Origin of the sequence: Actinoplanes sp. NPDC024001 (assembly GCF_040638955.1) — a bacterium.
Taxonomy (GTDB): Bacteria; Actinomycetota; Actinomycetes; order Mycobacteriales; family Micromonosporaceae; genus Actinoplanes.
The window spans coordinates 1-4,086 of sequence record NZ_JBEZZB010000323.1 but is presented as its reverse complement, the minus strand read 5'-3'; the positions used below and the strand labels follow the sequence as shown (position 1 = coordinate 4,086).

The 4,086-nt window shown below is 71.6% G+C and carries 2 protein-coding genes and 1 pseudogene; 2 read left to right on the top strand and 1 reads right to left on the bottom strand.

Annotated elements, in window-relative coordinates:
- Positions 1–232 precede the first annotated feature (232 nt).
- On the bottom strand, positions 233–1,123 hold the full coding sequence (locus AB0F81_RS50590; RefSeq protein ID WP_360211529.1) for a DUF559 domain-containing protein: 891 nt from the start codon (positions 1,121–1,123) through the stop codon (positions 233–235).
- Between the two features lie 816 nt (positions 1,124–1,939).
- Here AB0F81_RS50590 and AB0F81_RS50585 point away from each other — a divergent pair.
- Complete coding sequence (locus AB0F81_RS50585) at positions 1,940–3,631, top strand: ABC transporter ATP-binding protein (RefSeq protein ID WP_360211527.1); 1,692 nt, start codon at positions 1,940–1,942, stop codon at positions 3,629–3,631.
- Between the two features lie 173 nt (positions 3,632–3,804).
- Positions 3,805–4,086 (top strand): annotated as a pseudogene (locus AB0F81_RS50580) (hypothetical protein); the annotation flags it as partial.

The window sequence follows — 4,086 nt, the reverse complement described above, 5'->3', positions numbered from 1 at the left end:
ATCGCTTCTTTCCCACACTCTCCATGATGCTGGACATCCTCCCGGAGACCCCAGGTCCCCTGATCTTGGATGTCCGTCAAAACGGGGCAGGCCCACACCCCATCGCCAGCGCAAAGCGCGGCTGACCAGCAACGGCCGCATGCGCGTTGTAGGACACTGGTGGGCAGCCCGCCCCGGTGGCTGACGGTCGGTGCTGATGACGCTCGCGGCTTCGCTGAGGGATCGGACGGGATCAGTGAAGGCGAGCCAGTTCGGTGGTCACGATTGCGGCCGTCAGCTGCGGTTTACGTAACACGTCCTCGGCGGTGAAGCGCAGCACCGTCCAACCCGCCATGCGAAGCCTGTTGATCCGGTCGACGTCACGACGGAACTGATCACGCTCGCGATGGTGATCACCCTCGTATTCGATGGCGAGCCGCGCCGCAGGCCATGCCAGATCAACACGACCGATGAGCATGCCCCGGTCGTCGTGCACCTCGAACTGAGGTATGCCCGGCGGCACGCCCGCATCGTGAAGCACCAACCGCAAGCGCGTCTCCATCGGCGACTCCGCTCGCGGGTCCGCCAGGCAGAGCACCTCCTTCAACTGGGATACGTTCGGCCACCAATGGCGTTGCCGAGCCAGATCACCGACCGCCTCGATATTCAGCGCCTTCGCATGCAGCATCGCGTCGATCACCACCAGAGCAGCGCTCCGGTTGAGGCGCCGGCCCAGATCGAACGCCGTACGCTCCGGCGTCGTAACCGACAGCCCGGCCTGCGCTGTGAGATCCCCGTCGCCGATGACGGTGTAATGCGGCGAGATCCGAGTAGCCCGGCTCAGCCGCCGATCTCTGGGCGTGACCACCGACACCGGTGCCGCAGGACTCAACAGGTCGATCCCCCAGAGGTAGGCGGCGCTGAGTCCACCGATCGCCGCGTCGTCTGGAAGCACCAGGCCGACAGCCGAGCACCACAGGCCGTGATCGAGTGCGGTGTCACGGTCGACGTAGACGTCTGGCAGCAGGCGTCGCCATCGACGGCCCCGGAGCATTCCTTTGGTGAGCAGCCCGTTCATGATCGCGGACGAGCCTCGGAACGGCTTCTGGGACAACGCGATGGGCAGGTGCGGTTGAACGGCCATCGCACCAGGGTGTGCCGTTCGACGACACCGCGCTCACCCCTCTGTGGACAAGCGGCTCCTGTGGATATCCAACTAACGCGTTCCGCACCATCCCCCGCCGCCAGCCGGGCAGCACGGCTGACGACGAGTGCTCCTTCACGAGCCAGCACACAACACCCAGCACCAGCCGGACAGCACAGCTGGCCCGCAGTGCTGCATTTCCGGCCGGCACACAACACTCAGCGCCAGCCGGACAACACCGCTGGCCGGGAGTGCCGCAATTCCGGCCAGCACACAACACCCAGCGCCAGCCGAACAACACCGCTGGCCGGGAGTGCCGCAATTCCGGCCAGCACACAACACCCAGCGCCAGCCGAACAACACCGCTGGCCGGGAGTGCCGCATTTCCGGCCAGCACACAACACTCGGCGCCAGCCGGAGCGTGCGGCTGACGGCCAGGACGGCTACACGAGCCGGCACGCAACACTCAGCGCCAGCCGGGGCGTGTGGGTGACGGGCAGGGCGGCCACGCAAGCCGGCACGCAACACTCAGCGCCAGCCGGAGTACGCGGCTGACCGGGCAGGACTGCTGCGCGGGACGGCACGCAACACTCGGCGTCAGCCGGGGGGGGTGCGGCTGGCGGTGAGGGTTGAGTTGCGGGGCGCGAGACAGCACTGGGGGACAGCCGTTCCGGGAGGGAACGGGAATGGTGGCTGGTTGGACAGAGAGGCGGGATGGGTAGGCTGTCCTTACTTTTTGGCGGCCGGGTGGCGGCGAGGTCTGGTGAGGGGAGCGCTGTCCGTGAGGGTTGCCGGATTGAGCGTTTCCCGCGCGGCATGAGCGGCGGGCTTCTCCAGCAGGCGCTGCGGCGGCAGCGGGGGCGGCTGGCGGCGGGGGTCGCGCTGCTCTGTCTGCATCAGGCCGCGGAAGCCATGGTGCCGGTGGCGATCGGTGTGGTCATCGACCGGGCGGTGGCCACCTCGGACACCGGGGCGCTGCTGTACTCGCTGGCCGGGCTCGTGGTGCTGTTCACCGTGCTCGCGATGGCGTGGCGGTTCGGGGCGCAGATCTCGTTCGGGGCGGCGGAGCGGGAGGCGCACATCGCCCGGGTGGGGATCGCCCGGCATGCGCTGGATCCGCGGGGGCAGCGGACCGGGCTGCGGGACGGGGAGCTGTTGAGCATCGCCGCGTCCGATGCGGATCGGAGCATGGAGGCGATTCGGGCGGCGAGTATCGCCGCGGCGGCCTGTACCGCGCTCAGCGTGTCAGCCGTCGCCCTCCTGGTGGTGAATCTGCCGTTGGGGATCGGGGTGCTGGCCGGCGTACCACTGGTTCTTCTGGGGTTGCAGCGCCTTGCGCCGTTGCTGACCCGGCGGGCGGACGCGCAGCAGGAGGCCCTGGCGGCGACGACCGCGATGGCGGTGGATCTGGTTGCCGGCCTGCGGGTGTTGCGCGGCATCGGCGCGCAACATCACGCGGCCGGGCGCTATGCCGGCGCCAGCCGGCGGGCCCTGAGCGACACGCTGCGTGCGGCCAACACCAAGGGGCTGTATCTGGGGCTGACGACCGCGGTGAACGGACTGCTGCTGGCCGCCAACACCGGCGTCGCCGGGTGGCTCGCGCTGCGGGGTGAGATCACCGTGGGTGAGCTGGTGGCGGTGGTCGGGCTGGCGCAGTTCATCGCCGAGCCGGTGCAGACGCTCGGCTGGTGCCTGCAGGAGTGGGCGACCTCCCGGGCGTCGGCGGGCCGGGTCAGCCGGGTGCTGGACGCGGCGCCGGCGGTGCAGCCGGGCGAGGCCGCTGCCGCGCCGCCGGCTGCGTTGCGGCTCGTTCTGGACGAGATCGGGTACGGCACGCTGGCCGGCCTCGACCTGACGGTGGCGGCGGGTGAGGTGCTGGGGGTGCTGGCGTACGACCCACGCGACGCGGAAGCCCTCCTCGCGGTGCTCGCCGGAACCGTGCCGCGGGAGGAGTATCGCGGGCGGATCCGGATCGACGATGTTCCGGCGGAGACGCTGCGCCTGGCCGAGTCCCGCGGTGTGGTCCTGGTCGAGCGGCACGACGTGACCCTGTTCGAGGGGACGCTGCGCGGCAACCTGGCGGCGGGCTCGGCCTCCGACGACGACGAGACGCTGCTGGCGGCGGTGCGGGTGGCCGCGGCCGAGGACGTGCTGGAGACCCATCCGGACGGGCTCGACCAGGTGCTGGTGGAACGCGGCGCCAACCTGTCCGGCGGGCAGCGGCAGCGGGTGGCGCTGGCCCGGGCGGTCGCGGCCGCCGCTCCGGTGCTGGTGCTGCACGACCCGACGACCGCGGTGGACGCGGTCACCGAGGCGCTGATCGCGGAGCGGCTCACCGCCACCCGCGGGCGGGCGCCGCTGGCCACCGTCGTGGTCACCAGCAGCCCGGCGCTGCTGCGGGCGGCCGGCCGGGTGGTGGTGCTCGACGGCGGGCGGGTCACCGCCGAGGGCACCCACGAGCAGCTGGTAGCGGCCGACCCGCACTACCGGGAGGCGGTGCTGCGATGAGCGAGCCGGCACCAGCACGCACCGCACCCGAACAAGACGGACCCGGCATGAGCGGGCCGACGCCAGCACACGACGCGCCCGAACAAGACGGGCCCGGCGTGGGCGGGCCGGCGCCAGCACACGACGCGCGCGAGCAAGACGGGCCCGGCGTGGGCGGGCCGGCGCGGACGCTGTTGCCGACCGCAACGCCCGCGGAGACCTGGGCCGCGATCCGGGGTGAGTTCGCCCGGCTGCCCGGCCTGAGCGCCGCCGCGCTGGCGCTGCTGGTGGCGGCCGCGGCCACCGGGCTGGTCTCGCCGTGGGTGCTCGGGCGGCTGGTGGACGACGTGATGGCCGGCGCCGACAGCACCCGCGTCGCCGGCTGGGCCGCGGTGATCGGGCCCTCTCCTTTCGCGGCCGGGCCCGGCTCCTGCTGCGCCCGTAATCGATCTCACCCGGTCCGGACGGCGTGGAAC